This is a genomic window from Planococcus sp. 107-1 (assembly GCF_021513255.1).
In the GTDB taxonomy this organism is placed as follows: domain Bacteria; phylum Bacillota; class Bacilli; order Bacillales_A; family Planococcaceae; genus Planococcus.
The window spans coordinates 487,871-514,866 of the sequence record NZ_CP090977.1 but is presented as its reverse complement, the minus strand read 5'-3'; the positions used below and the strand labels follow the sequence as shown (position 1 = coordinate 514,866).

The window sequence follows — 26,996 nt, the reverse complement described above, 5'->3', positions numbered from 1 at the left end:
AACTTTCAATCCTTTCATCGCGGGCAAAAAGCACACTCTTTACCCGAAATTCCTCATCTATTAAACGAAACCACATTTTAATTCATCATCGGGTCTTTCTTAACCTTAACTAGTTTACACGAGTCAGGCGCCTGTGGAAAGAAACGAATATCGAACATAAAAAACTCTTCACTCGCCAGTTGGCTTGTGAAGAGAAAGGATGTCTTTTCAGAAAAACTTATAAGTATTCTTTCCTTCAGCTTTGGCAAGATACAAAGCTTCATCTGCTTGTTTGAGCAGCGGTTCCAACGTACCCTTATAATTTGCGGGGTAACTCGCAATCCCTACGCTGGCAGAAAGGGCATAGCCTTGTTCCCATGCACTCAAAGCGTGAATGATCGCTTCTGCTTGTTCATTTATTTCTTCTTTGTCAGAAACACCGGAAAAGTGGATAACAAACTCATCTCCCCCTATTCTAACCACAAAAGCACCCAGCCCGTCCGCTACGAGCCGTTGCAGCCTTGAAGCGACTTCTTTCAAGACTTGATCCCCTTCATCATGTCCACAGAAATCATTTACCCGTTTAAAGCCGTCCAGGTCCAAGTAGTAGATCACGCCACCCGCTTCGGAATGGCTCTCAAAAAACTTAAAAAGATACCGTCGATTATACAAATCCGTTAAAGCATCCCGGAAAGCCAAACGTTCCAAATCAAGATAATAAGAAAACATCCGGACAATTTTTTGCAGCAGCTGAATATTTTTGGGATCGAAGTGGCTGACTTTATCATTGACTGCACACAAGGTCCCGAACTTTTCACCATTTATATGAGAAATCGGCAGCCCTAAATAAGACCGGATTTTCATTTGATCAAGCTTACTTTGAAGCCCCGTCAAACTGCTTTCTTTTTTCGTGTCTTCGTAAACTAAAGGTTCGTTTTCTTGAAAATTAATCCGGTTGCATAAAGTATCGTTAAGGTTTAATACCAATCCTTCCCCCACCACAATACTCGTATCTTCATTCGAAAACTTTAAGATGACTTGCTGCGTATCACTATGAGAAGTCAAATAGATTAAGTGGCCGGGCAAAATCTCTTTCGCCAAATCCAATAAATCATTGGCCAGTTCATTAAAATTCTTATACATTTGCAGTTCTTGAAACGTGGTCATCACATAACACCCCAATTACTAATTGCCAAACCTCCGTATAGCGGCTGCATTTCATTAATTTTACCATAGATTATCGAATGGCATTGAGCAGCAAAGACAAATAAAAAAACCCTCAACCCTGTCAGATTGAGGGTTGAGAGTTTAGTTTGATAAATAATTACATCATGCCGCCCATTGACTAGCGGTTAATATAGCATTTTATAGAGTGTTAAAAACCTTATTATATAGAAGGTTTTCGTTTTCTCTTTGTATAGAAACCTATACAAAATTATTTTATTGTTGCCGGATTGTTGCCCAAAAACTATACTTTTTGCTTTTACTCCTACAAAGCTTTTTGTTTTTATTTTTTTCTATTATCAAATTTACTTTTTGCGAACTTACTAATTTTCCATGCTCCTAGTGAAACTATTCCAGCACCCAAAACTCTAACCCCTAAATCCCCTAAGATTTGCTTTTCTTTAGAAGTAAAAGTATATCTTAATTCCTCTGGTAAATGTGGTCGAGTGTACCCAGACTTTATAAAGTCATTTACCTTGTCAGGTGACTCTAAAACACCTTCGACATATTGAAAGCCTTTAGAAATAAGTTCTCTACTTTCTGCATCTGATATTAGTTTGCCGTTTTCTAACCAAGCCATATTTCCACCTCTCTCTTCCATAAATATACAGGGAAATGAAATTTTTTAGAAGATACAAAAAAAGAAGAGCTATTGCTCCTCTTTTGGAAAAACTAATTTATTTATGATAATTACTTTTGAACTATAGGTAAGCACTCATGCAATGCCCGCTCCCAGCATTTGTTCCATACTTTTCTTTGACAACCTCAGCTACTTTTTTTCCTTTAAATGGTGTAGGGAAAACTAAGTGATGAGGATCAATTAGTACAATAACATATACAGGCATGAAAGTTACAGGATCTAGATCAAATCGAAAATATACTCTAACTCCTATTTGACCGCCTGCCAAATCTCTGATGTCAGATTGCAAAAAAGTATCATCCCCATTAACCGGATCAATGTAAAGACTTAAGCAGTTTTGAAAACGTTTATTTATCTCGATGGGCTTTAAAACACCATCCGAAGTTATAACTATATTTAAATCAGCTCTTAACTTTTCAAGACACATTTTTATATTTTCATTTCGGTTATTAGCTATAAAATTTGTAAACTTTAAATCTTTACTTGTTTTGGATTTCTTAATACTTTCATCTAAGTACTGAAACTCACTTTTCTCTGGAACGGAATTTAGAAACACTTCACCTTCTACTCTTTCGCCCATGACCTGTTTAGTAACTTGTTGCAGCACAGAAACTTTATTTTTATCTCCTTCAGGTAATGATTTTAAAAAGAAATCACTATCAATGGACATACTTCTCAGTATACTCCTTTAACAAGAAGTCCTTGTTCATAACTTCACCTTTTTGATAAGCGGTTTTCCAAGAATCGTCCATATGACTTCTGTCTACAAGTGCAAAATCACTTACACTGTCGAGTTGATTAAATAAATCATCAATGAACTTTTTAACTTCTGGATATTTTTCTATTTCTCCTATAGCTTCACTGATTTTATTTCCATCATTATACTCGTTATTCTTCTTCTTAAAGTATACTTCTCTTATAACTGGACCATACTTCCATGCTTCAAAATCCGCTTTAAAAAGCTCTACATTATTACTTAATGTTCCTTCAGAGATAGTTTCAGTCGGTCGTTGGTTATAAAAAGCTCCATGGTAAGCATATAAAAAGTACAAGCTTTTTTGTAATTTTATAGGTGAGATATCAGGTTTTAAACTGTGAAGATAACCAGCTAGGTGGTTTACGTTGGGTAAGATGGCTGTTTTCTCGCTCATTCTTATCACTCCATATCGAAAGAATTTTCTTTTACATTACAAATATACCACTCTATTTCTCCTTGTACACCCCCTCATACTCCGCTCTAGCAAGGTCAATATTCTACAAATATTTTTTGAGGAGACAAGCATTAAACGACTTTTCAAAGTCCATTAGAACTACTTCTAAGGAGTTTTAAAAGATTTTTAGGTCTAATTCCTAACAATAAATAAATTCCTTTACAAAGGCTCGTAGGTACCTTAAAAGTCTTGTGTCTACTTTAAGTTTTTTAAAAATTTCTCCTTAAAAAATAGACTGTGTTCTGACTTTCAAGCTAACATAAAAAGAGCGTCCGCTTGGACACTCTTGGTTTGTTTATTGAAGTACTTCATTAATTTCATTGATGAAGATTTTAAAGTCTTCATACTCTGAACCATCATTCCAATTATAGAAAACAATTTCAGGCTTGTATTTAGCTGCTATTTTTTTCTTTATATTGACGATATCTTGTTTTAATTCGTTTTGAATTTTCAAAAGGGATTCGTAATCGTCAGCATCGTAAGAATCTGGCCAATCTAATTCCCCGTTGCTTTCTGTTACACCGACTATTACTTCCTCATCGTTCCGATCCTGCAATGTGAATTCTGCAGAATAAACTTCTGGAACAACAAAATCGAACTCTCTTTCTTCTTTAAAACTCAACTTTATAGTTGTTTCATTTACTGTAGCGGTTATTCCAGTAAAGCCTTTCACCATAATATTTTGAAGATGTCTTACTTCAAATCCTATAGACTCAAAAAACTCTTTAAATTGCTTAATTGCCGCTTCTCTTTTAGAGATTAATTCTTTTGAGTAAGCCGGAGACTTCAAAAGATCTAGATAAGTGTTTTTTCTTTCGTAATAAAGCTTCTCAAGATTTTCTTCCAACTTCTTTAATTCTTCTTTAGATTTGCTCAGAGCAACAAGTCCTTCAAAATATCCCACTAGAATCCCTCACTTTTGTATATTCTAATATATTACTATTCTACATAAAATTGAGAAATCCTTTTTAAATTCCAGATTTTATCAAAAATAATCGAAGCGTCTGTCCACGCATGTTATTTGTGTTACCAGCTGTCCATTATTTGCTTCATGGCCTGTAAACTTTCCTCGTAGAACCAGTACCGTTTCCCTTTTTCCTTGCGCCGTTCCAGAATCTTCATCCGTGGATCATCCAGAAATTCATTCTCCAAGAAAGACTTGCTCATACATGTTCGTTTGGCCATCTCATTGATATCCCAGGTAAACAATACATCCTTGATTGCTGCATCTAGCTTTTCATTGATTAGTTCCCTTATTTCCGCTTCGTTCACTTTCAGTTCGATGGCTACTGTTTTCTGCATCCGCTACTTCCTTTCTTTTCTGTTCTTCGTGCTCAGCAATAAGCCGAGGCACCGAAGTCTTTAAGAAAAATTGCCACATCCTAGCTGCTACTTCCGGCGGAACATTTGACTGCGGGATTTCTTTTTTTATCGGATCCATACAAGTCCCCTTTCGTATTTGATGAAATAGTATTCGCTTCAGCACTCACAATAACCTTTTCCGCCGCAAAAAAAGACAGCCCTTTTACCGGCTGCCATCCAATCAAACTGATTTAACGCCCTCTCATTTCCACTTGCTGCATATTATACAGTTCGCGAGCTACACGCTTAATATCTGCTTCTTCTCGAACCACCATTTGCTGAACAGTGACATTACCGCCCATCATGCCGGCCATTTTGTCATTAGATGTTACCCTTGAACCCCTCGGCATATCAACCAATTCAGGACCTTTTTCTCCCACAATTGCAGGACCGCCCTTAAAGTATTCCGTCCCTTTTGCAAGCATCGGGATATTCGGAATATCAACGCCTGCACCGCCAATTGCCGGAACCCAGTCAGGAATCTTGAGCGTGTTCATGCCACCGATAAAATCATTGATTAATTCGATAATGAAATTGATGGATTTTTTAATACTGTCTGTAATTCCCTGCCAAATTCCTGATAAATTACTGGAAATTTTTTCAAAAACTGATGTGATAGCGTCTCGTATAGCATTTACAGGTTTCATAAGAACGTCTTTCATAGTTCGGAAAATAATTACTGCCGCATCTGAAAGACCTTTAAAAATTCCGACTGCTCCATCTTTCAATTCGAAAAATTTTCGCATGACATCAAGGATCCAGCCACCCACTACATCAAAAATCGCATCTTTCGTTTTCACAAAAATATCTTTAATATTTGACCATAAATTTGAAAAGAATTCGGTAATCGGTTCCCAGTTTTTCACGATTAATGCGACGATGCCGATTAATGCTGCTATTGCTGCAATAGCTATTGCTACGGGTGCGGCTATGGCGGCTATGGCTGAGCCTATCGCGGGCAAGATACCGGCTAAAGCCCCGAACGCACCGGTGATTATCGGAATTAATGTAGGAAGAAATGCGAGTGCCGGAACTAATGCGAGAATCGCGCCACTAACCAAAGAGATTACAGTGATTATTGATGCTAGCACTAGAGATAATTCTTTATTATCTGCCATCCATTCGACTATGGCCGCAACGATATTCGTGATGGCGGTAACTACAGGCGCCATCGCTTCTGCTAGTCCAGCCATTGCATCTTGCAGCCGTTGCTGTGCTTCAGCATTCTTGACGATTTCCTGATTATTTCTCACGTACTGATCGAACACATCGTTTAACCCTTGATCTGCAAACAATTTAGCAATCGCATTTGAACGTTCCTGGGTGGACGACATACCCTGTAATTCCTCATTGAACTTCGCGACATCTACGCCACTTTTCTCCATGAGATCCGTCAGCTGGCCGGTAACTTCCCCGAGCTGAGAAGTAGTCGTAATCGATTCCGCTAAACCTTCAGCTGTAAACGTTTCCCCATACTTAACGATGGCTCCTGATATTCCCTTAGAAACTTTTGTGAGCGCTTCTTCTGTGGTATAACCTGCTTGGATCAAGTTCCCCATCGCTTCCGTAATTTGGCCAACGTCCTGGTCGACTGAAGCGAAATTCACACGAGCCGGTTGAAGTTCCTCCATACTTAAGGGCTGAACGTCTGCACTAGCGGTCATCATAACCTTTTGCTCTACTGGCGCCGCCTGGGCCGTCTTCACTTTTTCCTCGCTCATTTTCCGGAAAGAATCGAGTTCTTCCTGGTGCGCTTTCTTGACGGCTTCGAGTTCTGCACCTAAGCGACTGTCCAGCGCCTTTTTGCTTTCATCTTGCTGCTCTTTCAAGTTCTCAAGACGGGATTGATTCGTAGCCTTCAGCGACTCCATTTCAAGCGCTTGCCGTTCCTTCAACGTTTCTTTATCAATCTCGAGTTCTTGAGCGGCCTGTTCCTTGCGTAAATCGTATTCATTCTCGATGGCTTCTTTCTTTTTATCAAATGTTTCATTCACGCCATCTTTTTGTATAGTCAGTGCTTCAATTTGATTGTTGCGGTCTTCCTGGATTTGATCCGCGCGCAATTTCGCTTCAAATTCAGCAAGTTTCTCAGCTGCAAGACGACGGCCTTTCTTAGTTTTCTGATTATCGATATCCGCTTGCAGGGCTGCTCGCTGGTCCGCGTTCTCTTTATTCTTTGCAGCTTTATCTTCCGCATCCGATAAAGACCTTAATCCGGCAATTTCATCGTCAATGGCTTTTAAACGATTGTAGCGGTCCTCATCGATCAACTTCAGTTTTTCCATGTACTCTTTATCGATTAATTTCATTTTTCGTTCAGATGCTTCTTCGAGTGCTTCAAATTCCGCATCCAGCGAGTCCTGTAACGCTCTTTCCTGCCGTTCATAGGCTTTGGACACTTCTTTGTATTCAGTATCCAGGGACTTCGCAAGAGCGTCCTTCTGAGCGCTGTACGCCTCTGAAAGGGTGTCTTCTCTGCTTTCCATAGACTCTTCCAGTTTGGTTTCCTGTGCCGCTAACTGTTCTTCATATTCAGCCAGTTCCTCCTCGCTCATTTGCTTGGAAGCACTGCTGAATGTTCGCAGTCCAGACCCTGCATTAGCTGCTTGTGTTTCAAGCATCGCCAACTGCGTATTGGTTTCTTGCATACTCGTTACAAGACCAGCAATTGCCGCCGAACCTACCGCTGCACCTTTCGATATGGCACTGCCGATTTTTCGACCCGTTTCTCTGGCTTCGTCTCCTAAATCTTCAATATCGTCTTCAGCATTCTGCAGATCGCTTGTATCGATATCCGGATTGATTCTAATCTGAGTTTGCCGCGCCTGATTTTGCAAATTCCGAAGCAAACCTTCTGTCATTTCGACTTCACGATTAAACGCACGGAATGTTGATTCGTCTATTTCCCCTGCAGCAAACTGCCTGTTCACTTCCACTTGCGCCTGTCGCAATGTATCTAGCTTAGCCGCAGCATTCCGAGCCGCATCCTGCAAAACATCAAATCGCTGTTGCAAGAGGTTGACGTTGTCTGGATCGAATTTTAATGCTCGGTTAATTTGCTGAAGTTCCTTGCTGGTTTTACCGGACGCCTTATTCACATCGGATAATGCCGTTTCAATTCCCGAAGCGTCGGCGCCGAGTGTAATGGTCACGCCTTGTACTTTTACCATTTTTTCTCCACCTCTTTTATGGTTGCTCGCTTTACTCGCCGGCATCCACAAAAGAAAAAGAAGCCCGGCCACAGTAAAGCGGCTGGACTTCTGGAGTCTCTATAGTGTCTGGAAAATGAATTCCTCTATTATTTATTTTTGAAAATATTTAGTTGACCACATTTGTGGCATTTGATTTCAGCAGTACCAATTATTTTCCCGAGTAGCCTAGTGCATTTAATGCATCGGACCCGTTTTAGATAAGATGGCTCTTTTTTTGTCAATGTATCTTTCAAACGGCAGCACCTCTACTCTCTTTTAGTTTTGTAACGATGTCTGTAAAAATATCCGCTAACGGGAAGACTTCGAAAGTCTCGATCCATTCTTCGTATTCCGGAATCTTAGGATCCGATGTCTTTGCGAATGCCCAGACGATTTGGGCCATTTGATTACTTTGTTTTAAATTCATTTTCTCTAATTCCAAGTGGTCCTCCATTGCTTTGAAAAGGTCTAACTTGAAACGGCTCTTGTATAGCTTTCTAGCTGCCCGATTTATTTTGAGGTCTACTTGTTTCCCGTCGATTTCGATGGCAAAAGCTTTGTTTGTATTTCGGTTTAGAAATTTCATGCCTGCACCCCCTTTGTATTTTTCATTTCTTCTTCGATGCCCATTAAATCTGGAAGGTCGTCGAATGTCAGTGTTTTTGGTTGTTGGATATCTACGCGATCGCCTATGCAGATTTCGAAATCTTTGCCGTACCTTAGAAGAGCACCATACTTTTTAATGTTTTCAAAAGCTGGACTAGACGGGAAGAAATGATAACTACTAAGATTATTTAGCGCCCCGTTTCGTACTTGCTCTTTTATAGTCTCATCAGTTTGTTCCGGGTCATTGTGATGGAATACATATTTACCTGAAAACTCTTTCGTTCTTTCTTCAACTTGATTTAATTCATTTTTTGTAACAGGACCTAATGGACCTTTTCTTATGAGATGTACCACTATCATTTCTTTGGCAAAATCTGTTTTCAATTTTATGCTGTACGGATAATAAAACTGTGGTGTACGTGCTTCTAATTTTGCAATTTCCATTTCGTATCGGTTCATTATTTCTTACCTCCTAATAGTTTTTTAAAGATGGATGGCTTTTCTAGCCCAGTTAAATCGTGAGGTCTGGTTACAATCGTTCTCAACTGCTTATTGAGTTTAGTTGCAATGAGTTCAGCTTCGTGCGCGCGTTCCTCTCCTCCTGAGAATGAAAGATAATTGGCATCCGTCAATGCATCCCGATCGTTTATTTCTCTCGAAATAATATGACCATCCAATAAAATATCTATCTTCTTCCCAACCAATTTGCGTTTTTCGAGGGAAGCGATATTCTTCAAGGTTGGCAATAATTGCTCTTCGAAGATGGTCGCTAACTTATTCAATTCTTGTTTTTGTTTCTCCAGCTCTGCATCGAGCTTTTCTTCTTCGACCACACGGTTGAAAGCAATTTTAGGTTGGTGCTCTTCCGGGATGGCTGGGACCCTTCCTTTATCAAATTTGATTTCCAACTCCAGCTCTTCTATTTCTTTTTTTAGTTCGTGATGTTCAGCAGCTGATTTTGCACTCTCTAATAAATCTTTAGCCAATTTCAAACGATTTTTTGCTGGTAAGTTACGGCGAAGCTTGTCCTTATTTTCTTTTACAATTTCAATAACTTTTTCTGATTCTGTAAAGTACTGTTGTGCATCAATTAGTTCTACTTTTTTCATTTGTATAGCCTCCATTTTTGTTTTTTATATTAGGCTAGGAAGTTCACGAGAATTTTCATCTTCGTTTTCGACTTCTCCAAACAAATCGCCCAGTTGTTTTATAATGCGTTGGTAACTTTGATCGCGAGTGTTGTATAACCTTGCAACCGGCCGTTCACGCTCATAGGGTTCGGTCTTTTCAGATTGAGAAAACATTTCCACATCGCCATTTTCTTTAATGTCATCCCACATATCGTCTAGCAATATACGTAATCTGGCCGCCTGTATGATTAAACCTTCTACAATCTTCATGCGGTCTTTAGGAGCTTCTTTGTATATCCGCTTTAACCGCGCCACTTCAGCCTTCACACGTTCATCTTTGGAACTCTGAATAACCATTCAAATCACCTTCCTTCTATTGGGGGGTAGGGGTCACGCGAGAAATTCTTCGAAAAATTGGAGAGTGCTTTCCCCCTCCTCGGTCTCCCTGTTGAAACCACATGAGTAAACCTACGATGCGGGGGCGTTGTTTCTGATTTCCAAACAATTTATTTGAACCGTTTGCTGCTTACGGATTGATTTACAGAGCGTCCGGATGGTTATAGGTTTCTCTGAAGTATCTTCGCGTCTCTTCAAACTTTTGGTCCTGCCTTTTCTTCCATTGTTGAATCTTATATTCATCTGGGTCGATGAAGATCCATTTGCCATCTTCAAATACAGATAGCTTTCGTTTAGGCAAACGCTTCTCGGCTTTAACTCTCCGGTATTCCGCATGTTCTTCTTTCGCTAAATCATCCCGCCTTCTCGATGTAGCTTTCCTCTTCCTCCACCTTTAAATGGATTCGTTGAAGCAATGAAGCAATCAACTCTGGACGCACATACTTTTTCTTCTGGAAGTAGCGAATCATAATCAATTGATCTCGGTCCGTTAACCAATCAAGCAGCAGTTTCCATTGAACATGCCGTCCATACTCATTCATGATGGTTCGGTCATAGCGTTCCTTCAATTCGATAATCCGGATCGCCTGTGCATCTGTTGCAGTCTTTATCCCTTTCGGATTCAATGGGTCGAAGTTGGTTGTGGGAAAAGAAATGCATTCATATAGTTCTTTATGGAATGCCATCCTCATGGCTTCCAATCGCTTAGCCCGTGTTAGAGCTTGTGCCAGGTGCTTGAGTTGCCAGGCTGTTATGTTCAGTGTTTCAGTGTCCATCGTTCTCCCCTCGCTTCTAGATTATGTTTTCTTACGGACTGCAGCGGTTCGGCCATACAGTCTTTCAATCTGATGCTTCCGTTCTTTCAGATTCTCTTTATCAATGGCTGGCATCTGTTTACGTTCTCCCTCTTCCAGAAGCGCATAGAGGATATAGATATCTTTAATAGGCTGCAATGTTTCCTCATAGACTTCTCGAAGCTTTGCCCGTTCCCATCCTGCACCAGTGCTTACTTTGTAGAATTCGCAGTAGGCGCTGAACCGAGACTCCATCGCGTTTAACTCAGCTAAGGTTTTCAAGATTTTTTCATGGCAGCGTTTTAATGTAGCTGAATCCGTCACATGGTCACTCTCCTAAGCTTCCAATTTAAAAATAAATATATAGGTCATGCATTCTTCTGTTTCCGTGACATGCGTAGTGATATCCAGTATTTTTACGCCGGCATCGTTGCACTCTGAGATGAATTTATTTGTTCCCTCGGTCGCTTTGTTTCTCCCCACCCAGGCTTTAACTTCGATTCGGTAGTTGTTCATTTATTTAATCCTCCTTGTATTTGGTACCTTTTTCGCATTTGGTACCCTATTTGGTACTCTCGTGGTACCGCTAAAATCCTTGTCCATCAAGCTTTCAAAGGGTTGAGTACCGAAAGTACCAAGTACCAAGTAAAAAACAGAGTAAATATATATAGCGCATATATAAAAAGCAGAATTAAATTTTTTCATGTATATATATTTTTATTTGGTACTCTTGGTACTCTTGGTACTAATATGTTTAAAAGCTTGATATAACTGGATTTTAAGAGGTACCAAATTAGAAATTTAAATCAATCTATTTGGTACCCTTGGTACTGCTGAATATCTTCTTCAAAATCGAAACCTAGTTTTTCAACTATCTCGGGCTGCACTGCGATGCCTCGGTATTTATTCCCGCCTTGTTTGATCTGCTGATAGTCGACAAATTTCCCATTTTCACTCCGCCCGATTGTAATTTCTCTTCTCAGCCATTCATTTCTAATACTCGTTTGCTCTGATTTAAGAAAACCTTTTAAGTAATTCGGCAGAAGATACAAAGTCTTGTTTTTAAATACTGCTTTTGTATCCCGTTGCGTCGAAGTTTTTCCATGGATTGAACCTCTATCAGCATCCAAATCAGATAGGATTGCTTCCAGTAATTGCATTGGTTTATCAATCGCTTTATTTTCCTTAGCGATTTCATCAAATAGATAAGTCAACTCATTCAAATTGATTTCTAATTGAAAGAAGTCATTCAGTAAGTTTGCCGTGAAGACTACCGCTGCATAATGCCTGGCGATTCGTCCTAATACTTCATTTCCAGCGGAATGTTTTTGAAACTGTGCATTAAATTCTTTGTAGAGTGGAAGCATCACTGCTTTTTTATCCTTCCATTGCTTCAAAAATTCAATTCCAATAGCTCCATGATTCTCTTCAATCGCTTCATACAATTCATTAAAAAAATCATATTCCACATCTTCGAACGGCAATCCTGAAATGGGTAGAACTCGTGCCGCTGCTCCGCCTGCTTGCATAGCATAATCGGTTAATGAGGTCTCTCCTGTGGACAACAGTAGGTTATTCCAAGAGTATTCTTCCTGGCTTCCTGAAACAGAACCTCGCCCCTTTGAACGTCCGCCGCTAAAGTTATAAACAAAAGCTTTCAATTGCTTTTCGTCTGCTTTCATTGTGTCGTCCAGCATAAGTGGGAAACTATTAAGAAATGCTGCTTTGCGTTCGACTGCCACCTTAGTGGTGTTCCATTCATTTACTAAGTGCCCGTTCCCCCAGACACTAGCTGATACTTTCAGTACAGTGGTTTTCCCCTTACTAGTTGGTCCTGACAAATCAATGATGAAAGGAGAAAGTTTCAAATCACTTAAAATCACAGAAGTAAATGCTCCTAAAACCATCAAGATAGCTTTTGGATGATCTTTGATTTTCTCGAATACTTCATTGATCCAACCATCTGCAGTTCCCGATACTTCGAACGCTTCAAGCATTTGTTTTTCTCCAATGTCGCTAGGCAGGATTTTTACTCCATCCGCCATTAGAGGATGAAAAAAGCCGTTTTTCACGTGACCTAATCTTTCAACAAGATATTGCCGGTCAATCTCGTTTTGAGTAACAAACTTATCAAAGTAATCAATGAGATCCTTTGCATTCAAGTCGTTCACACCTAGTGACATATCTGCAAGTTTGAGTAAATCTTTCTTAGTCGCCAAACTTCCGGCTGGAACTGTTTCGCTATAAATACGGTTGTGATCCGTCCACTGGACCTCGTAATAAAGCTGGCTTTTCTCGACATTTGTATAAGAGCGCGTCACTACCGGCAAATGACGGCAAACCATTTTTGGTACTTCAGTCTCTTCACCCTTAATGATTTTAATAACTGTTTTAAACAGAGTTTCTTTGTTATACATTTCTGAGTAATTTCGATAGTAAGGAGTTGGGATGTAAATTTGCTGACTATCTTCACCTTTAATGTGAAGCTCGAACGTTTCGCGTTTAGGTCGTTTCTCCACTTCCAAGCTCAAAGCTGAATTAATAAGAGTGTCGACTTCATCGGAGTTAAAATCCTTTTTATCCGGAACGAAGTATTCATGAATTAAGTGTGTTGATTTTTTTACTAAATCATCATGTACACCACAAGAATGTAATCTTCTCGCAAATTCATAAAGCGTATTATTGCGACTTCCTTCATCCAGGGGTAGAGGGAATTCATAATCTTTTGTTTTACTGGCATTCCAGACTGGATGAAGATAATCCGGTACTTCCGCCAGCTCGTTTAAGCTCTCTGATGCTATTTCACGCCCTGCAGTGTTCATACTTGGAAAGACAACGTATCCCTTGCCAGGCGGCTTTGTATCAATCCGAATACCTATAGCGCTCCAGTGGTTTGAAACCTGTTTAATAGCTGCTGTGCGTTGCTCTGACGCTTTGAAAATGAACTGCCACCCTCTCACTGTTTTTATACAGTGGTGACTGACATTTTCACCTTCCAGTAAGTCTTTCAGCAATGCGCCATCATCCGTATCGTCCACATCAATGATGAAGCGATTCTCCGGAAGAGTTGCTCCAATCCATCCGCCTCCAGCAATCCATCTATCGATTTGCGTTTCCGTCATAGGCTCAGCATCCTGCCATGCTTCTACTGGAGTCTTAGCCATCGAGTAGTCGTGCTTAGGGTTTTTGTTGCTGTAACCCTTCAACTTGATTACTTTTGCACTCGGCAAAAGCCGATTTACTTTTTCTAGGTAATTTGTTATAATCGGTGCATCGAAAGTTTTTGTCATTAGTAGTTTTCACCGCCCTTTGCTATTGCGACTTAGAATGAATTTCCGTTATACTGATAAATGATATTATTATTCAAATGCCTTCTTTACTTCCCGCCAGAAGTAAGAGGCTTTTTTTGTTCTTTCGTTCCCCATTCAATGAAATCCATTTTCATGTCTTTTACATAAGTTGACTGGTAAAGGGTAAATGCCTGGTTCCAAGTTAATCCTTGTTTCGCTTCCCCTTCTTCTAACCGCTTTAAGTAATCCAAAGAGATCCCAAGACGTTCAGCCAAAATTGCTGGATGGATCCCGCTCATAATCCGCGCTTCCTTAAATGTGATGCATTTTTCACGCGGAACATTTTTTTGTATCCCCTCGTCCAACAATGCCTGTAGCTTCATAAACCCCGATTTGAAGTATTCAAAATCTGAAAGCAGTCCTTCTTCAGTCTTAGCTTGATAGCCTACTCCGTAATACTCCTTGCCTGTTACTACAAACGTGCCGTGATATGCTTTCCCCACTTCCATAATTTCAAGACCAAATACCAAGTTTGCTTCTGTAGCTTTGTTTACTGTCAACGTTTTGTTAGTCATGTTGATTCGCTCCCTTATTTTTTAATAGATAGAAAAGATTGTGTATAATGCGATGGCCACTGTTGTGCCGATTACTCCGTACGTATAAGCAGCATCTTCTAAACTAATTGATTCGTTTCCGAAGAAATAAGTATTTAAGCGTTTCATGCTTCAACTTCCCATCCGTTTAAATGTTTTTATGTCTCCGGTATCATTCCGAACTGCTTCATAATATTTCTGCATGTATTCGGATACTTCTTTTCGAGGAAATAGCCATTTATTTCCCAGACGGCATGCTGGATACTCCGGATCGCTTAGTAAATGAGTTACAACGTTTGTCCATGACATTCCGACATAACGACAAAGCTCCTTGCTAGACATAAAGAAAACCTCTCCTTCAATTTCCTTCATTCTCTCTTCTAGTTTGGCCAAATACATGGTTTTCAATTCCGCTTCATCAATTTGAACTTGAATCATTTAAACATCACCTACCTTATTTAAAATCTGGCTTATCTCTTATATCAAAAATATCGTCAAAGTCTAGCCCCAAGCCGTTACAAATTTTCTTAGCTGTATCTGGTCTCGGTGATTGTTTTCCGTTTGATATTTGAATATAAGTAGATTCTGATAAACCACAATGTCGGGCAAAAGACCGTTTAGTAAAGCCTTTCTTCGAGACACTTTGATTAAAAATTTGAAGACTTTTTAATACAATCATTGGTAGACCTCCTTTCAAAATAACCAATTCAAACTCTTTTATAACCAATAAGCTGGTTATTTAGATGTTTGAGCTAATCATATCGATTTGTTGATTGGTTGTCAAGTTATTTTGATTAGTCTATTGGTTAAAATGATTAGTTATGATACTATTAAAGAAAATTATTAAACACTTGGAGGTGTCATAATGGGCTTAATTCATTGTAATTTGAGGGTTTTAATGGCTGAACGAGGACTGAATATTCAAAAGGTAAAAGATCGAACTTCTTTATCGCGAACTACTATATCTAATCTGTATAATAATCTCGGTTCGGGGATACAATACGGAACATTACTCGAACTATGTGAATTACTTAAATGTCAGCCGGGGGACTTGCTTACTTATATAGAAATTGATCCTGAATTTGAAGTTTTAACTAAGAATCCGGATGTAACTATGGAAGAAGATACTTATATAACAGATGAAGAAGGTAGTGGATATAACTTCGTCTCAAGTATCCAAACTTCATTAAATATTTCATGCAAGCTTAGATACGAAGGGAATACTTATGACTTCACTTTTCCAGTAGAAGTTATTTATGGAATAGACGAAAAAAAAGAAATGATTCATTTTACTAGTGGAGTTTCACCTATTTTTGATTACAAATTATATGAACTAAATTTAATTCCTCACGCTGAATCTTATATGTATTACTTATTAGATGATTTCTTAATGGTTTGGGGACATGATTTCTTTTATGGTAATGAAATTGAAGGGATGAGCACTGTTACTATGGAACGCTATACATTATTAGATAAAGAAGGTGAGTAAATGGCCCATTTCCGAGAAAAGAACGGCTCCTGGGAATACATCATCAGCGCTGGCAAAGATCCAGTAACGAAGAAATACACGAAAATCAGGAAGTCTGGGTTTAGAACAAAGACAGCTGCCAAGAATGAAGCGAGAAGAATTGAAGAGGAATTAAAGCAAGGAACATACGTCAAGGAATCAAAGACCACATTTGGGGAGTTCGTCCCTCAATGGCTCTCTCATTATGAAAAGCGTGCGAAGATCAGCAGCGTCCGGGCTCGCCGTATTGCAGCAAAACGACTCTTGGACGAGTGGGAGCATTATCCTTTAAGCAGTATCACAATGGCCATGTATCAGCAAAGACTGGATGATTTAAGCCTTCAATTCAGCGAAAACTATCTGGACAGCATCCATAGCACTGGCCGTATGATCTTCAATCACGCAATGAAATTGAAAATGATTAAGTTCAATCCTACTGAACATTTCGAAAAACCGAGAATGGTTAAGGATGAAGTAAATGAAGAGATTGTGGAAATGGAAAGTTTCTTAGATCGCGAGGAATTAATGAGGTTTCTATTGTTAGCGAAAGAACACGGATTACTAGGTGATCTAGTTTTGTTTACTACGTTAGCTTATTCCGGATTGCGTATCGGCGAATTAATCTCATTGAAAGAATCGGATATCGATATGAATACAAATGAAGTGAATGTAACTAAGACTTATTACAATCCCACCAATAATAAAAAAGAGTTCAAACTTCTTACGCCTAAAACTAAAGGCTCTGTAAGAAAATTTGAACTGGATCCATTCGTTATCAGTTTGTTAAAAGAACACATTAAGCAGCATAAAGAAGTGAAAATGAAAAATCGGAAAATCTATAAAGACCATGGCTTCATTTTTGCCGATGAACAAGGATACCCACCGACAGTCAAGAAAGTTTCTATCCGCTTACAACGTTTACTTAAAATGATGGAAACAGATAAGCATATAACGCCCCATAGTTTCCGGCACACCAATATCTCTCTTCTAATAGAAGCTAACGTTCCAATCGGAGAGATTCAACGTAGAGTTGGCCATACGGATATAACCACCACCATGAATATTTACACTCACATGACGAAAAATACCAAGAGCCAGGCAACACAATTGTTCAGCAGTCACCTCTCTGCTTTGAGCGAAAAACTCCAATAAAATATTTTTTTGAAATTCATTATTGCCCAATTATTGCCCAACACAAAAAGAAAACTCCCGAAACCCTGTATTACCAAGGTTCGGGAGTTCTTTTTACATCATGCCGCCCATGCCGCCCATATCAGGCATTCCGCCCATTGGTGCTGCTGGTTCCGGGATGTCTGCTACGACTGCTTCAGTTGTCAAGAACATTGCTGCAACAGAAGCTGCGTTTTGAAGTGCTGAACGCGTTACTTTTGTTGGGTCAACGATTCCTTGTTCAACCATGTTCACCCATTCGCCGTTTGCCGCGTTGTAGCCGACTCCGACTTCTTCTGTTTTCAGGCGGTGAACGATGATTGATCCTTCAAGGCCAGCATTTGTCGCGATTTGGCGAACCGGCTCTTCAAGTGCGCGAAGCACGATGTTGACGCCTGTTGCTACGTCGCCTTCTTGAGTTTCAAGAAGCTCTGCTACGCGGTTGTAGACGTTCACTAACGCCGTACCCCCACCTGCAACGATTCCTTCTTCTACTGCTGCACGAGTTGAGTTCAAGGCGTCTTCGATGCGAAGTTTGCGTTCTTTCAACTCTGTTTCAGTAGCCGCTCCGACTTTGATGACTGCAACACCGCCAGCAAGTTTCGCCAAACGTTCCTGCAATTTCTCTTTGTCGAATTCAGATGAAGTTTCTTCCAGCTGATTGCGGATCTGCGTTACGCGGGCAACGATTTTCTCTTGGTCGCCAGCGCCTTCAACGATTGTTGTGTTTTCTTTCGACACCACCACTTTTGAAGCGCGTCCAAGCTGTGTGATGTTCGTTGATTTCAGCTCAAGGCCAAGATCTTCTGTGATCACTTCAGCGCCCGTTAGTGCCGCGATATCTTCAAGCATCGCTTTGCGGCGATCGCCGAATCCTGGAGCTTTAACAGCTACTGCGTTGAATGTTCCGCGCAATTTGTTGACGACTAATGTAGCAAGCGCTTCGCCTTCAACGTCTTCTGCTACGATCAACAATGGTTTGCTTTGTTGAACTACTTGCTCTAAGACAGGAAGGATTTCCTGGATATTGCCGATTTTCTTGTCCGTTACAAGAATGAACGGGTTATCAAGAACCGCTTCCATTTTATCTGAATCCGTCACCATGTATGGAGACTGGTAACCGCGGTCGAATTGCATCCCTTCCACAACATCAAGTTCCGTTGTGAAGCCGCGTGATTCTTCCAATGTGATAACGCCGTCGTTGCCAACGCGTTCCATCGCTTCAGCGATCAATTTGCCGACTTCTTCGTCGCCGGATGAAATCGCTGCAACTTGTGCAATCGATTCTTTGCCTTCGATTGGCTTCGAAATCGCTTTTAGTTCATTGACTGCGTTTTCCACAGCCATTTCAATTCCGCGGCGGATGCCGACAGGGTTCGCACCAGCTGTAACGTTCTTCAAGCCTTCACGGATCATCGCTTGAGCCAGAACCGTTGCAGTTGTCGTACCGTCGCCAGCGATATCATTTGTTTTAGAAGCCACTTCCGCAACAAGTCTCGCTCCCATGTTTTCAAAAGCATTTTCAAGTTCGATTTCTTTTGCGATGGTTACCCCATCATTTGTAATGAGCGGAGAACCGAATTTCTTGTCTAAAACGACGTTGCGCCCTTTTGGCCCCAATGTCACTTTAACTGCATCTGCTAATTTATCTACACCTTTCAGCATCAAGCTGCGTGCATCTTCGCTGAATTTAATATCTTTTGCCATGTTTAGTCTTCCTCCTCAATGTCTATTGAAATGTATTAGCCTAAAATTGCTAAAATATCGTTTTCGCGCAAGATCAAGTATTCGTTGCCTTCATATTTAAGTTCAGTACCTGCGTATTTAGAGAAGATGATCCGGTCGCCTTCTTTGACTTCCAGTTCAGTGCGCTGTCCATTGTCGCGGATGACTCCATTACCTACAGCGATCACTTTGCCTTCCTGCGGTTTTTCCTGCGCTGAACCTGGCAGTACAATCCCGCTTGAAGTTTTTTCTTCCGCTTCTAAAAGCTCAATAATTACGCGATCTCCTAATGGTCTTAACAAATGAAACACCCTCCTCGAATTATCTAAATGTTCTCGATTAGCACTCTCAACCTACGAGTGCTAACCCACTTCTCAGTTTAATAAAATCCATTGTGATTTGCAAGTCAAAACCTTCCGTGTTTTTTATTCTTTGCGGTAATGTTTTGAAACCACTACAATGAAAGAAGAATTCAAAGACGAAAGGAATTGCCTCTATGAAATCAACTTCCCTGCAAAAAAAGAATGGAGACACTTCTTCAAAGAAACCCGCGAAGAAAAAATACGGCCGCAAAATGCCGAAGACTCCTCTCTATATTTTATTGACCTTTATCGTGATCCAGTTAGCACCCGCTCTAGCCGTAGTGCCCACTTATAATTATTTCCTCGGCCAAGGCCTAGATCCCGATACTGCAGAAGCCACCACTTCCGGCTGGCTCATCGTGTCGAGCATGGCCATCGGATTTATCATCATGATGATTTTCGTTTTGCGCGATAAAAACTTCTTCAATATTTGGAACGGCAAAAAAGCCGGACTCTGGGCCTCGATCGGCTGGGGCGTCTTGGGCTTTTTCCTGGTCTATTTCGGACAGATCATCGCTTCGCTGATTGAAATGAAAGTTCTCGGCATCGAACCGGGATCTGAAAATACGATGTCGCTCGTCAGTGTCGCCGAAGTCGTGCCGCTAACAATCTTAGCAATTGTCTTTTTCGGACCGGTCATGGAAGAACTCGTTTTTCGCCGCGTCGTCTTCGGTTCCTTAAACCAAACGACCAATTTCTTTATCGCGACCGCGATCAGCGCGCTCATGTTTGCACTGGTCCACCTTGAATTCAGCCACCTGCTCGTTTACTTCTCGACAGGCCTTGTGCTCGCATTCATCTACCAGAAAACAAAGCGCATCATTACACCGATCATCGCGCATATCCTGCTTAACGCTTTCGTCATGCTCATTCAGTTGAACATGGACAAAATCGAAGCCTTTACCAAGTACTTGGAAGGCCTCCAGCCATAAAGAAAAGCAGAGGCGCCCGTTTAGCCTCGACAAGCTTAAGACCTCGAGAGGCTGGGCACCGGAGCTGGACATAATGAATAAACAAAAAAGCCTTCACGATTTATTCGTGAAGGCCTTGTTTTTGTTCTTCGATGATTAAATTCTGTTCCGCTTTCAAGAACTTGCGGTAGCCGATTTTGGCGATGATGATGCTGAATTCGTACAGCAGCAACAACGGAACCGTCACCATCATATGGGAAATGATATCCGGCGGCGTGATAAAAGCAGCCAGCGTAATCAACCCAAAATATGCGTATTTCCGGTATTTGCTCATCAACATCGGTGTGATGACTCCGAGACGGGTCAAGAACAGCATCAGCACCGGCAGCTGGAAGACGATGCCAAAAGGCAGCGTAATCTGGAACAGGAACTGGAAGTATTCATTGATCCCGATCGTATCTTGGATATCCAGGTTATCGGATATGTTGAGCATAAACCCGATGACATAAGGGAACAAGATGAAATAAGAAAAAGCAATTCCGCCCAAAAACAGCAGTACGGAAAATGGAATATAGCTTAATGTGACTTTCCGTTCCGTATCATGCAAGCCCGGACTGATAAAGGCCCAGAACTGGTACATGATGATTGGTGAAATGATGACGAGCGCCAATACCATCATGACTTGCATATAGATCTTAATGGGATCGGTTATCTTAAAAGCATTCAGCGTTAAATTTTTTGCTTCTTCGGTGAACTGCAGATACTGGATCAGCGGTTCGGTCAAGAAAAAACTGCCAACGAGCGCTAACACAAAGAAAACGGCGATGATGGTCAGCCGTTTTCTCAGTTCGCCTATATGTTCAACTAAAGTCATGTCTTTTTGATTCATCAGACAAACATCCTATCGTATTTCCTTTTGCTCTTCTTTCTTCTTCACGTCTGCTGCATCGTCGTCATCTGTCAAACCTTTAGTTGCGTTTTTAAACTCACGCAATGAAGAACCGAAAGCTTTACCGAATTCCGGCAACTTTTTCGGGCCAAAAATGATTAATGCCACAATAGCAATAATGATTAAACTAACTGGACCTGGAGCCATATTAGACACCTCCTGTATTATGGTTTCATTTTACATGATTCAACCCTCTTTGGCTATTTCGAAAGGTTGGGTAAATGTGAAGTTTTTAAGTCATTGTTGCTTAATCTGGTAAATCAGCGTCTGCAGTTCAACAGAGAGATCAATTGTCTGGACTCGGATATGGCTTGGCACGGCAATCCGTACCGGCGTGAAGTTCAAGATGCCTTTAATCTTCGTTTTTGCGAGCCTGTCTGTCACTTCCTGTGCTGAGCGGGAAGGGACGGTCAAAATCACCAACTCGATGCCGTATTCCTCAATCTTTTCTTCAATCCGGTCTGGGTGGTACGTATCGATGTCGCTGATCTTCTCCCCTTCTACCGGGCTATTCGAGTCGAATGCCAAGACGATTTTCGTATTATGGTTGCGTTGAAAGTTATATTTTAAAAATGCACTGCCAAGGTTGCCGACACCGACCAATGCAACGTTGGTCGCCTCATCCTGATCAAGCGTTTTGCGGAAAAAGATCAATAGATCCTGGACGTCATAGCCATATCCTTTTTTCCCGAATGCCCCGAGATGCGAAAAATCCCTGCGGATGGTGGCTGAATCGATTTTCATCGCTTCACTCAATTCCTGTGACGAAATGCGCTTCTGGCCAGCATTGGCAAAGTTTTGGAGAAACCGGTAATACAATGGCAGCCTTTTCGTTGTGGCTTGCGGAATTTTTGATGGTTCATGCAACATGCAAGCTTACCTCCTGAGGTCGTATCAAATCGATATTATCTTACATGAGGCGGGCTCATATGTAAAGCTGGCTTGATTGCGAAGCGTCCTTCTGTAGGCTACACTAAGAGAGAATAGAGGTGACCCACATGATAGTATTACAAGTTAATCAAGTCCATAAATCGTTCGGAGCAGATGAAATTCTTTCCGGCGTCAAATTGGAAGTTCAACACCGCGACCGTGTTGCATTAGTGGGCCGCAACGGCGCGGCAAATCGACTTTATTGAAAATCATATCCGGTGAAATGTCATACGATAGCGGAGATATCATCATGCCGAAAGATCTGACCATCGGCTACCTGGAGCAGCAGACGGACCTTGAAACCGATGCGACCATTTGGGAAGAAATGATGACGATTTTCACACATTTCCGTGAACAAGAAGCCAAACTCCGCATGCTTGAAGCCCAGATGGCAGATCCAGCCGTCTACGATGAACCGGCAAGATACGAAAAAGTCATGCAAGAGTATGATACGCTGCAGCATGATTTTAAAGAAGCTGGCGGCTATCAGTATGAAGCTGACACACGGACCATCCTGCATGGCATGAAATTCTACTCGGAAGATTACCACAAGAAAATCGTTTCGCTGTCTGGCGGCCAGAAGACCCGATTGATGCTGGCAAAGCTTCTCTTAAGCAAACCTCAATTGCTGATCCTCGATGAGCCTACCAACCACTTGGACATCGAAACCCTCAGCTGGCTTGAGAATTATTTAAAGAATTATCCAGGCGCGTTATTGATTGTTTCCCATGACCGGTATTTTCTTGACCAAGTCGTGACGCTTGTCTATGAAGTGTCTCGCCATCGCGTGAAGAAGTATACTGGAAACTACAGCCGCTACTTGGATGAAAAGGCGAAGCAATACGAACACGACTTAAAGCAATTTGAAAAACAGCAAAGCGAGAAAGCAAAGCTCGAAGATTATGTCCAGCGCAATCTCGTACGTGCTTCGACCACTAAAATGGCCCAAAGCCGAAGAAGGATTTTGGAAAAGACCGATTGGATGGACGCTCCGGATGGAGATGAAAAATCAGCGCGCTTCGGTTTCAGCATAGAAAAGCAAAGCGGCAATGATGTCTTGAATGTCCGTTCGCTTGCAATCGGTTATGGAAATGAGCCAGTGTCCGAAAATATCTCGTGGAAACTCTATCGTCAGGAAAGCTTGGCTTTAGTCGGTCCGAACGGTGTCGGGAAATCCACACTATTGAAGACGATCATGAAAGAACTTGAGCCGCTTGCCGGTGAAATCCATTACGGCACGGGCATCCAATTTGGCTACTATGACCAGGAACAGGCCAATCTTAAAGGCAATAAGCTCCTTTTGAATGAGCTGTGGGACGATTATCCGCATGTGAATGAGAAAGACATCCGAGGCATTCTCGGCCGCTTCCTTTTTTCTGGTGATGACGTGCTTAAACCGATCTCGACACTTTCCGGTGGCGAAAAAGCCCGTGTCGCTTTGGCAAAATTGATGATGCAAAAAGCCAATGTCCTGTTGTTGGATGAGCCCACCAACCATTTGGATCTCGACAGCAAGGAAGTATTGGAAAATGCCCTTCTTGACTATCCAGGTACGATTTTATTCGTTTCCCATGACCGGTATTTCATGAACCGGATTTCGACCAAAGTCATCGAACTGACCCGCGACGGAACGACTGAGTACCTAGGAAACTACGATTACTACCTGGAGAAAAAGCTCGAACTTGAAGAACTAAAAGCGTTGGAAGAAGAGGAATCGAAGACAGCCACTCAAGCTTCTGCGGTCCCCACTACTTCGCAGATAAACAAAGAAGCAAAAAAATTGGAGCGCCAATTGATGCGCCAGTCCGAAGAAACCGAATCGGAAATGGAACAATTGGACCTTCAAATCACGGAAATCGAGGAGCAGCTATGCCTTCCCGAAGTTTTCCAAGATCACGAACGGGTATTGCCGCTTCAAACCGAATTAGAAAAGCTCAAAGAAGCCCATGAAGAGAAAATGGCTTTATGGCTGGAAATACAAGAAAAGATTGAAAACGTCCACTCTTGACCGTATACTTTTGTATACGGTTTTTCTATTCACTAGATATAGGTCAATACCTTTTAGCGAAATATTTATTTCCACAAAGTTGTTCACAATCCAAAAGCGATAAAATCAACTATCAACAGGTTTATGCACATTACCCACAGGCAAAGAAAATGTTATACACATAGTTTTCCCCTTTTAAGTACACAATATCTGGGTAATCCCCTATTTTTCAGATAGTTATGAACATGTTATACACATTTTGTGCATAAGTACAAATGTTCTCTATTGACAAAATTTATTTCTGTAATCTAAATAAAGTCAGAATTTAAAGGAAAAAGCTCAGCTTTCCCTGATGGATTATCAGGAATGCTGAGCTTTTTAGTTCCAGGATGTCATGGCCATTCCTGGCCGGCCGTTCATCGCCATAGTTCCGCGATGCCCTTTTTCAAACATCACGGTCCCTGCAGCGGCGATCATAGCTGCATTATCTGTGCATAGTTTCAAAGTAGGAATATAGAAAGGGATGCCTTTTTCCTTAAAAGTACCAGTCAAAGACGTTCTTAATCCTTTATTGGCAGCAACGCCCCCGGCCGCTATCACTTGTTTTACTTTATATTGTGTCGCAGCACGGAGTGTCTTCGCCGTGACCACTTCCACTACGCTGTTTTGGAATCCAGCAGCTACGTGCTCCGGCGGTACTGTTTCACCGCGTTGGGCCGCATTATGCATATAATTCAGGACAGAGGACTTCAATCCGCTAAAACTGAAATCATATGAGCCTTCCTCCAGCCAAACCCGCGGAAATTCAACAGCTCCATCACTTTCATGAGCCAACCGGTCAATATGTGGACCTCCAGGATAAGGGAGATTCAAGGTTCTTGCTACCTTATCATAAGCTTCCCCTGCTGCGTCGTCCCGTGTTTCACCGATCACTTCAAAATCTCCATGCTCTTTCATGTAGACCAATTCTGTATGGCCGCCTGAAATCACTAATGCCAGCAATGGAAACTCCATTTCCTGTTCAAGGCGGTTAGCATAGATATGCCCTGCAATATGATGAACACCGACTATAGGCAATTGGTGGGCAAAAGCAAATGCTTTTGCTGCATTTACTCCGACCAATAAAGCTCCGACTAGTCCAGGCCCTTCTGTAACAGCGACTGCACTTAATTGTTTAGGCTCCATATTAGCTTGTGCCAGTGCTTCTTCAATAACAATCGTAATTTGTTCAACATGATGCCTAGAAGCGATTTCCGGCACTACGCCTCCAAAACGTTTATGGCTTTCTATTTGGGACGCCACTACATTGGAAATGATTTCTGTTCCGTTTTTCACAACGGAAGCGGCAGTTTCATCACAACTGGTTTCAATCCCCAATACATAAATATCTTCATTCATTAAAATTCACCCACATCACTATGGCATCTTCGAAATTATCGGTATAATACCGTTTTCGTATGCCACCATTTTTAAATCCTAACTTTCGGTACAAATTCAGAGCCGGTTCATTGCTGACACGTGCTTCTAATGTCATTAGGACTGCCCCTTGACCCTTAGCCGTATCCATTGCAGCTCTCATTAGACGCTCACCTAATTTCTTGCCTCTCTCATCTGGCAGAATGGCGATGTTGGTTACATGCGCTTCGTCTAAAACAAGCCACATTCCGCAATAGCCGACTACTCCTTGTTCGGTTTCAGCCACCACGTAATAAGCATTTTCATTAGTAGTCATTTCGTAGTAAAAAGAATCTTTCGTCCAAGGCAAAGTAAAAGATAATTTTTCAATTTCAAAGACCTGTTCTACATCTTCGATTGTCATTTTTCGAATAGTGACTTCTGAACTCATAGATTCTTACCTTCTTGGCTTTTAAGATAATTGGCTTCTGCTTCCGTAATTCGCTGATACTCTGGAACTGCATGATGGATATCTTGCGACTCCTCTTCTTTTGCTAAGAAGATCAAATTAGAAGCGCGCGGAAGACGGTCTTGTGGCCCACTGAAAAAGGCCGCTTCCCCCAAAGCCTCACGAATGGCTTCTTCATGAATAGCAACATCTATTCCCGTAAACAATACAGATTGTTTCTGTTCTTTTACTCTTACTAAAAATTCGTTTAAATCACTATGCTGATCTTCAATCACCGTTGATAAATCAGAGCCGTCATAAAGACCTGTAAAAACAGTCCCCCTCCGTGCATCCATGATGGGACAGACTAGCCCATCAAAGTATCGGCCATTTGCAGCCAATACTTTCAAACTGGATACTGTATGAAGCGGAATCTTCAACGACCATGCTAAAGTCTTAGCAATCGTCAACCCAATACGGACTCCAGTGTAAGAACCAGGTCCGCTAGCCGCAGCGATATGCGTCAAATCAGCAGGAGAAATTTTTGCTTTTTTCATCATTTCTTCAACGGCAGGCATTGCAGTTAAAGAATGATTAATTTTTAAATTAGTTGTTTCTTCTATTAAAACATTTTCGTCCTTCATTAAAGCAACAGTTAATGGAGAATTTGAAGTATCGATTCCTAGATAAATCATATATTTAGCTCCTTGCACAGTAATTCATACCGTGTTCCAATTGGTTTCATTTCAATCTTGCGCCCTTCATCTGATAGACGGGTAAGTGTTATTTCCAGACGCTCCGCTGGAAGATACTCTTCGATGAACTGAGCCCATTCGATGACCGACACTGCTTCACTTTCAAACAATTCATCAAAACCGATGTCTTCGTCACTGTCTTCTAAACGATAAACATCGAAGTGATTTAAATCCAGGCTGCCCTCATATTGTTTTAATATCGTGAAGGTAGGACTGTTGACCATCCGTTTGATGCCCAGTCCCCTAGCAATGCCTTTAGTAAATGTAGTTTTCCCCGCACCTAAGTCGCCTTCAAGCGTCAAAACATCTTGAGGGTTTAAATGCAGAGCTAGTTTTTCAGCGAAAGCTTCCGTTTCGTTGGATGATCCCACTTCTAATGTATAAATCATTCTTTCTGTCACCTCGATTAAGTCTTACCATAGTTTAGCGAAGATGGTGCAG

The 26,996-nt window shown here is 41.3% G+C and carries 32 protein-coding genes and 1 pseudogene; 4 read left to right on the top strand and 29 right to left on the bottom strand.

The window, feature by feature from the left end; translation table 11 throughout:
* Positions 1 to 207: 207 nt before the first annotated feature.
* The 20 genes from L0M13_RS02925 to L0M13_RS02840 all read right to left on the bottom strand — a co-directional run bounded on the left by L0M13_RS02925 (position 208) and on the right by L0M13_RS02840 (position 15,095).
* Complete coding sequence (locus L0M13_RS02925; protein ID WP_311195617.1) at positions 208 to 1,146, bottom strand: sensor domain-containing diguanylate cyclase; 939 nt, start codon at positions 1,144 to 1,146, stop codon at positions 208 to 210.
* A 340-nt stretch (positions 1,147 to 1,486) separates the two neighbouring features.
* The gene (locus tag L0M13_RS02920; RefSeq protein WP_235198221.1) at positions 1,487 to 1,783 is read right to left on the bottom strand and encodes a DUF5516 domain-containing protein; all 297 of its coding nucleotides are present in this window, start codon (positions 1,781 to 1,783) and stop codon (positions 1,487 to 1,489) included.
* A gap of 121 nt (positions 1,784 to 1,904) precedes the next feature.
* Entirely contained in the window at positions 1,905 to 2,513 is a 609-nt protein-coding gene (locus L0M13_RS02915) for a hypothetical protein (protein WP_235198220.1), read from the bottom strand.
* Positions 2,503 to 2,994 (bottom strand): Panacea domain-containing protein, encoded by a 492-nt coding sequence (locus L0M13_RS02910; protein WP_235198219.1) that lies wholly within the window; start codon positions 2,992 to 2,994, stop codon positions 2,503 to 2,505. The genes L0M13_RS02915 and L0M13_RS02910 overlap by 11 nt, the downstream gene beginning before the upstream one ends.
* 355 nt (positions 2,995 to 3,349) lie before the next feature.
* Positions 3,350 to 3,958, bottom strand: coding sequence for a hypothetical protein (locus L0M13_RS02905; RefSeq protein WP_235198218.1), 609 nt, complete (start codon positions 3,956 to 3,958; stop codon positions 3,350 to 3,352).
* Positions 3,959 to 4,080: 122 nt separating this feature from the next.
* Positions 4,081 to 4,356, bottom strand: coding sequence for a hypothetical protein (locus L0M13_RS02900; RefSeq protein WP_235198217.1), 276 nt, complete (start codon positions 4,354 to 4,356; stop codon positions 4,081 to 4,083).
* Positions 4,357 to 4,607: 251 nt separating this feature from the next.
* Complete coding sequence (locus tag L0M13_RS02895) at positions 4,608 to 7,586, bottom strand: phage tail protein (RefSeq protein WP_235198216.1); 2,979 nt, start codon at positions 7,584 to 7,586, stop codon at positions 4,608 to 4,610.
* A 128-nt stretch (positions 7,587 to 7,714) separates the two neighbouring features.
* Positions 7,715 to 7,849 carry a Com family DNA-binding transcriptional regulator gene (locus L0M13_RS18685; RefSeq protein ID WP_397443534.1) on the bottom strand — a complete coding sequence of 45 codons (135 nt, stop codon included), beginning with the start codon at positions 7,847 to 7,849 and terminating at the stop codon, positions 7,715 to 7,717.
* 8 nt (positions 7,850 to 7,857) lie between these two features.
* Positions 7,858 to 8,193 (bottom strand): hypothetical protein, encoded by a 336-nt coding sequence (locus L0M13_RS02890; RefSeq protein WP_235198215.1) that lies wholly within the window; start codon positions 8,191 to 8,193, stop codon positions 7,858 to 7,860.
* Positions 8,190 to 8,672 carry a hypothetical protein gene (locus L0M13_RS02885; protein ID WP_235198214.1) on the bottom strand — a complete coding sequence of 161 codons (483 nt, stop codon included), beginning with the start codon at positions 8,670 to 8,672 and terminating at the stop codon, positions 8,190 to 8,192. The genes L0M13_RS02890 and L0M13_RS02885 overlap by 4 nt, the downstream gene beginning before the upstream one ends.
* Positions 8,672 to 9,322 (bottom strand): hypothetical protein, encoded by a 651-nt coding sequence (locus L0M13_RS02880; RefSeq protein ID WP_235198213.1) that lies wholly within the window; start codon positions 9,320 to 9,322, stop codon positions 8,672 to 8,674. Before L0M13_RS02880 ends, L0M13_RS02885 begins: the two co-directional genes overlap by 1 nt.
* Before the next feature lie 24 nt (positions 9,323 to 9,346).
* Positions 9,347 to 9,694 (bottom strand): hypothetical protein, encoded by a 348-nt coding sequence (locus L0M13_RS02875; protein ID WP_397443533.1) that lies wholly within the window; start codon positions 9,692 to 9,694, stop codon positions 9,347 to 9,349.
* Positions 9,695 to 10,092: 398 nt separating this feature from the next.
* Positions 10,093 to 10,425 (bottom strand): hypothetical protein, encoded by a 333-nt coding sequence (locus L0M13_RS02870; protein WP_235198211.1) that lies wholly within the window; start codon positions 10,423 to 10,425, stop codon positions 10,093 to 10,095.
* 111 nt (positions 10,426 to 10,536) lie between these two features.
* Complete coding sequence (locus L0M13_RS02865; protein WP_235198210.1) at positions 10,537 to 10,857, bottom strand: hypothetical protein; 321 nt, start codon at positions 10,855 to 10,857, stop codon at positions 10,537 to 10,539.
* A gap of 12 nt (positions 10,858 to 10,869) precedes the next feature.
* A complete protein-coding gene (locus tag L0M13_RS02860; RefSeq protein WP_235198209.1) occupies positions 10,870 to 11,049 on the bottom strand; it encodes a hypothetical protein in 180 nt (59 codons plus the stop codon).
* Between the two features lie 290 nt (positions 11,050 to 11,339).
* Complete coding sequence (locus tag L0M13_RS02855; protein WP_235198208.1) at positions 11,340 to 13,823, bottom strand: DUF927 domain-containing protein; 2,484 nt, start codon at positions 13,821 to 13,823, stop codon at positions 11,340 to 11,342.
* A gap of 86 nt (positions 13,824 to 13,909) precedes the next feature.
* On the bottom strand, positions 13,910 to 14,398 hold the full coding sequence (locus tag L0M13_RS02850) for a helix-turn-helix domain-containing protein (protein ID WP_235198207.1): 489 nt from the start codon (positions 14,396 to 14,398) through the stop codon (positions 13,910 to 13,912).
* A 21-nt stretch (positions 14,399 to 14,419) separates the two neighbouring features.
* Positions 14,420 to 14,545: a hypothetical protein gene (locus tag L0M13_RS18300; RefSeq protein ID WP_260107722.1), complete on the bottom strand. Its 126-nt coding sequence runs from the start codon at positions 14,543 to 14,545 to the stop codon at positions 14,420 to 14,422.
* Between the two features lie 3 nt (positions 14,546 to 14,548).
* Complete coding sequence (locus L0M13_RS02845; protein WP_235198206.1) at positions 14,549 to 14,854, bottom strand: helix-turn-helix domain-containing protein; 306 nt, start codon at positions 14,852 to 14,854, stop codon at positions 14,549 to 14,551.
* A 16-nt stretch (positions 14,855 to 14,870) separates the two neighbouring features.
* Positions 14,871 to 15,095, bottom strand: coding sequence for a helix-turn-helix transcriptional regulator (locus L0M13_RS02840; protein ID WP_235198205.1), 225 nt, complete (start codon positions 15,093 to 15,095; stop codon positions 14,871 to 14,873).
* A gap of 186 nt (positions 15,096 to 15,281) precedes the next feature.
* On the opposite strand from L0M13_RS02840, the gene L0M13_RS02835 reads away from it, so the two are divergent.
* Positions 15,282 to 15,905 (top strand): helix-turn-helix domain-containing protein, encoded by a 624-nt coding sequence (locus tag L0M13_RS02835; protein ID WP_235198204.1) that lies wholly within the window; start codon positions 15,282 to 15,284, stop codon positions 15,903 to 15,905.
* Complete coding sequence (locus L0M13_RS02830) at positions 15,906 to 17,075, top strand: site-specific integrase (RefSeq protein WP_235198203.1); 1,170 nt, start codon at positions 15,906 to 15,908, stop codon at positions 17,073 to 17,075.
* A 93-nt stretch (positions 17,076 to 17,168) separates the two neighbouring features.
* Here L0M13_RS02830 and groL read toward each other — a convergent pair whose 3' ends face one another.
* Together groL and groES are read right to left on the bottom strand one after the other, a co-directional pair.
* The gene (groL, locus tag L0M13_RS02825) at positions 17,169 to 18,800 is read right to left on the bottom strand and encodes a chaperonin GroEL (RefSeq protein WP_235198202.1); all 1,632 of its coding nucleotides are present in this window, start codon (positions 18,798 to 18,800) and stop codon (positions 17,169 to 17,171) included.
* 35 nt (positions 18,801 to 18,835) lie between these two features.
* A complete protein-coding gene (groES, locus tag L0M13_RS02820) occupies positions 18,836 to 19,120 on the bottom strand; it encodes a co-chaperone GroES (protein ID WP_052653086.1) in 285 nt (94 codons plus the stop codon).
* A 194-nt stretch (positions 19,121 to 19,314) separates the two neighbouring features.
* Between groES and L0M13_RS02815 the strand changes: the two genes are divergently transcribed.
* Positions 19,315 to 20,112 carry a CPBP family intramembrane glutamic endopeptidase gene (locus L0M13_RS02815; protein WP_235198201.1) on the top strand — a complete coding sequence of 266 codons (798 nt, stop codon included), beginning with the start codon at positions 19,315 to 19,317 and terminating at the stop codon, positions 20,110 to 20,112.
* Positions 20,113 to 20,212: 100 nt separating this feature from the next.
* Here L0M13_RS02815 and tatC read toward each other — a convergent pair whose 3' ends face one another.
* The 3 genes from tatC to L0M13_RS02800 all read right to left on the bottom strand — a co-directional run bounded on the left by tatC (position 20,213) and on the right by L0M13_RS02800 (position 21,910).
* Positions 20,213 to 20,980, bottom strand: coding sequence for a twin-arginine translocase subunit TatC (gene tatC, locus L0M13_RS02810; RefSeq protein WP_235198200.1), 768 nt, complete (start codon positions 20,978 to 20,980; stop codon positions 20,213 to 20,215).
* A gap of 12 nt (positions 20,981 to 20,992) precedes the next feature.
* The gene (gene tatA, locus L0M13_RS02805) at positions 20,993 to 21,187 is read right to left on the bottom strand and encodes a twin-arginine translocase TatA/TatE family subunit (RefSeq protein WP_235198199.1); all 195 of its coding nucleotides are present in this window, start codon (positions 21,185 to 21,187) and stop codon (positions 20,993 to 20,995) included.
* Positions 21,188 to 21,277: 90 nt separating this feature from the next.
* Positions 21,278 to 21,910 (bottom strand): redox-sensing transcriptional repressor Rex, encoded by a 633-nt coding sequence (locus L0M13_RS02800; protein WP_235198198.1) that lies wholly within the window; start codon positions 21,908 to 21,910, stop codon positions 21,278 to 21,280.
* A 128-nt stretch (positions 21,911 to 22,038) separates the two neighbouring features.
* Here L0M13_RS02800 and L0M13_RS02795 point away from each other — a divergent pair.
* Positions 22,039 to 23,978 (top strand): annotated as a pseudogene (locus L0M13_RS02795) (ABC-F family ATP-binding cassette domain-containing protein).
* Positions 23,979 to 24,335: 357 nt separating this feature from the next.
* On the opposite strand, the gene tsaD reads toward L0M13_RS02795, so the two are convergent.
* Genes tsaD through tsaE form a run of 4 tightly spaced genes read right to left on the bottom strand, consistent with a single transcriptional unit; the run spans position 24,336 to position 26,944 of the window.
* Positions 24,336 to 25,355: a tRNA (adenosine(37)-N6)-threonylcarbamoyltransferase complex transferase subunit TsaD gene (gene tsaD, locus L0M13_RS02790; protein ID WP_235198197.1), complete on the bottom strand. Its 1,020-nt coding sequence runs from the start codon at positions 25,353 to 25,355 to the stop codon at positions 24,336 to 24,338.
* Entirely contained in the window at positions 25,348 to 25,803 is a 456-nt protein-coding gene (rimI, locus tag L0M13_RS02785; protein WP_235198196.1) for a ribosomal protein S18-alanine N-acetyltransferase, read from the bottom strand. Before rimI ends, tsaD begins: the two co-directional genes overlap by 8 nt.
* Positions 25,800 to 26,495 carry a tRNA (adenosine(37)-N6)-threonylcarbamoyltransferase complex dimerization subunit type 1 TsaB gene (tsaB, locus tag L0M13_RS02780; RefSeq protein ID WP_235198195.1) on the bottom strand — a complete coding sequence of 232 codons (696 nt, stop codon included), beginning with the start codon at positions 26,493 to 26,495 and terminating at the stop codon, positions 25,800 to 25,802. The genes rimI and tsaB overlap by 4 nt, the downstream gene beginning before the upstream one ends.
* A complete protein-coding gene (gene tsaE, locus L0M13_RS02775; RefSeq protein WP_235198194.1) occupies positions 26,492 to 26,944 on the bottom strand; it encodes a tRNA (adenosine(37)-N6)-threonylcarbamoyltransferase complex ATPase subunit type 1 TsaE in 453 nt (150 codons plus the stop codon). The genes tsaB and tsaE overlap by 4 nt, the downstream gene beginning before the upstream one ends.
* Positions 26,945 to 26,996: the final 52 nt, after the last annotated feature.

Excerpts from the sequence above, each read along its gene's own strand:
- L0M13_RS02915 (WP_235198220.1), bottom strand. The coding sequence starts at position 2,513 with ATGTCCATTGATAGTGATTTCTTTTTAAAATCATTACCTGAAGGAGAT.
- L0M13_RS02885 (WP_235198214.1), bottom strand. The coding sequence starts at position 8,672 with ATGAACCGATACGAAATGGAAATTGCAAAATTAGAAGCACGTACACCA.
- L0M13_RS02895 (WP_235198216.1), bottom strand. The coding sequence starts at position 7,586 with ATGGTAAAAGTACAAGGCGTGACCATTACACTCGGCGCCGACGCTTCG.
- tsaD (WP_235198197.1), bottom strand. The coding sequence starts at position 25,355 with ATGAATGAAGATATTTATGTATTGGGGATTGAAACCAGTTGTGATGAA.
- L0M13_RS02880 (WP_235198213.1), bottom strand. The coding sequence starts at position 9,322 with ATGAAAAAAGTAGAACTAATTGATGCACAACAGTACTTTACAGAATCA.
- L0M13_RS02900 (WP_235198217.1), bottom strand. The coding sequence starts at position 4,356 with ATGCAGAAAACAGTAGCCATCGAACTGAAAGTGAACGAAGCGGAAATA.
- tsaE (WP_235198194.1), bottom strand. The coding sequence starts at position 26,944 with ATGATTTATACATTAGAAGTGGGATCATCCAACGAAACGGAAGCTTTC.
- L0M13_RS02925 (WP_311195617.1), bottom strand. The coding sequence starts at position 1,146 with ATGACCACGTTTCAAGAACTGCAAATGTATAAGAATTTTAATGAACTG.
- L0M13_RS02830 (WP_235198203.1), top strand. The coding sequence starts at position 15,906 with ATGGCCCATTTCCGAGAAAAGAACGGCTCCTGGGAATACATCATCAGC.
- groL (WP_235198202.1), bottom strand. The coding sequence starts at position 18,800 with ATGGCAAAAGATATTAAATTCAGCGAAGATGCACGCAGCTTGATGCTG.
- L0M13_RS02870 (WP_235198211.1), bottom strand. The coding sequence starts at position 10,425 with ATGGCATTCCATAAAGAACTATATGAATGCATTTCTTTTCCCACAACC.
- rimI (WP_235198196.1), bottom strand. The coding sequence starts at position 25,803 with ATGAGTTCAGAAGTCACTATTCGAAAAATGACAATCGAAGATGTAGAA.
- L0M13_RS02890 (WP_235198215.1), bottom strand. The coding sequence starts at position 8,193 with ATGAAATTTCTAAACCGAAATACAAACAAAGCTTTTGCCATCGAAATC.
- L0M13_RS18300 (WP_260107722.1), bottom strand. The coding sequence starts at position 14,545 with ATGAAACGCTTAAATACTTATTTCTTCGGAAACGAATCAATTAGTTTA.
- L0M13_RS02835 (WP_235198204.1), top strand. The coding sequence starts at position 15,282 with ATGGGCTTAATTCATTGTAATTTGAGGGTTTTAATGGCTGAACGAGGA.
- L0M13_RS02840 (WP_235198205.1), bottom strand. The coding sequence starts at position 15,095 with ATGATTGTATTAAAAAGTCTTCAAATTTTTAATCAAAGTGTCTCGAAG.
- L0M13_RS02800 (WP_235198198.1), bottom strand. The coding sequence starts at position 21,910 with ATGTTGCATGAACCATCAAAAATTCCGCAAGCCACAACGAAAAGGCTG.
- tsaB (WP_235198195.1), bottom strand. The coding sequence starts at position 26,495 with ATGATTTATCTAGGAATCGATACTTCAAATTCTCCATTAACTGTTGCT.
- L0M13_RS02850 (WP_235198207.1), bottom strand. The coding sequence starts at position 14,398 with ATGACTAACAAAACGTTGACAGTAAACAAAGCTACAGAAGCAAACTTG.
- L0M13_RS02845 (WP_235198206.1), bottom strand. The coding sequence starts at position 14,854 with ATGATTCAAGTTCAAATTGATGAAGCGGAATTGAAAACCATGTATTTG.
- L0M13_RS02815 (WP_235198201.1), top strand. The coding sequence starts at position 19,315 with ATGAAATCAACTTCCCTGCAAAAAAAGAATGGAGACACTTCTTCAAAG.
- L0M13_RS02860 (WP_235198209.1), bottom strand. The coding sequence starts at position 11,049 with ATGAACAACTACCGAATCGAAGTTAAAGCCTGGGTGGGGAGAAACAAA.
- tatC (WP_235198200.1), bottom strand. The coding sequence starts at position 20,980 with ATGAATCAAAAAGACATGACTTTAGTTGAACATATAGGCGAACTGAGA.
- L0M13_RS02910 (WP_235198219.1), bottom strand. The coding sequence starts at position 2,994 with ATGAGCGAGAAAACAGCCATCTTACCCAACGTAAACCACCTAGCTGGT.
- L0M13_RS02855 (WP_235198208.1), bottom strand. The coding sequence starts at position 13,823 with ATGACAAAAACTTTCGATGCACCGATTATAACAAATTACCTAGAAAAA.
- L0M13_RS02920 (WP_235198221.1), bottom strand. The coding sequence starts at position 1,783 with ATGGCTTGGTTAGAAAACGGCAAACTAATATCAGATGCAGAAAGTAGA.
- tatA (WP_235198199.1), bottom strand. The coding sequence starts at position 21,187 with ATGGCTCCAGGTCCAGTTAGTTTAATCATTATTGCTATTGTGGCATTA.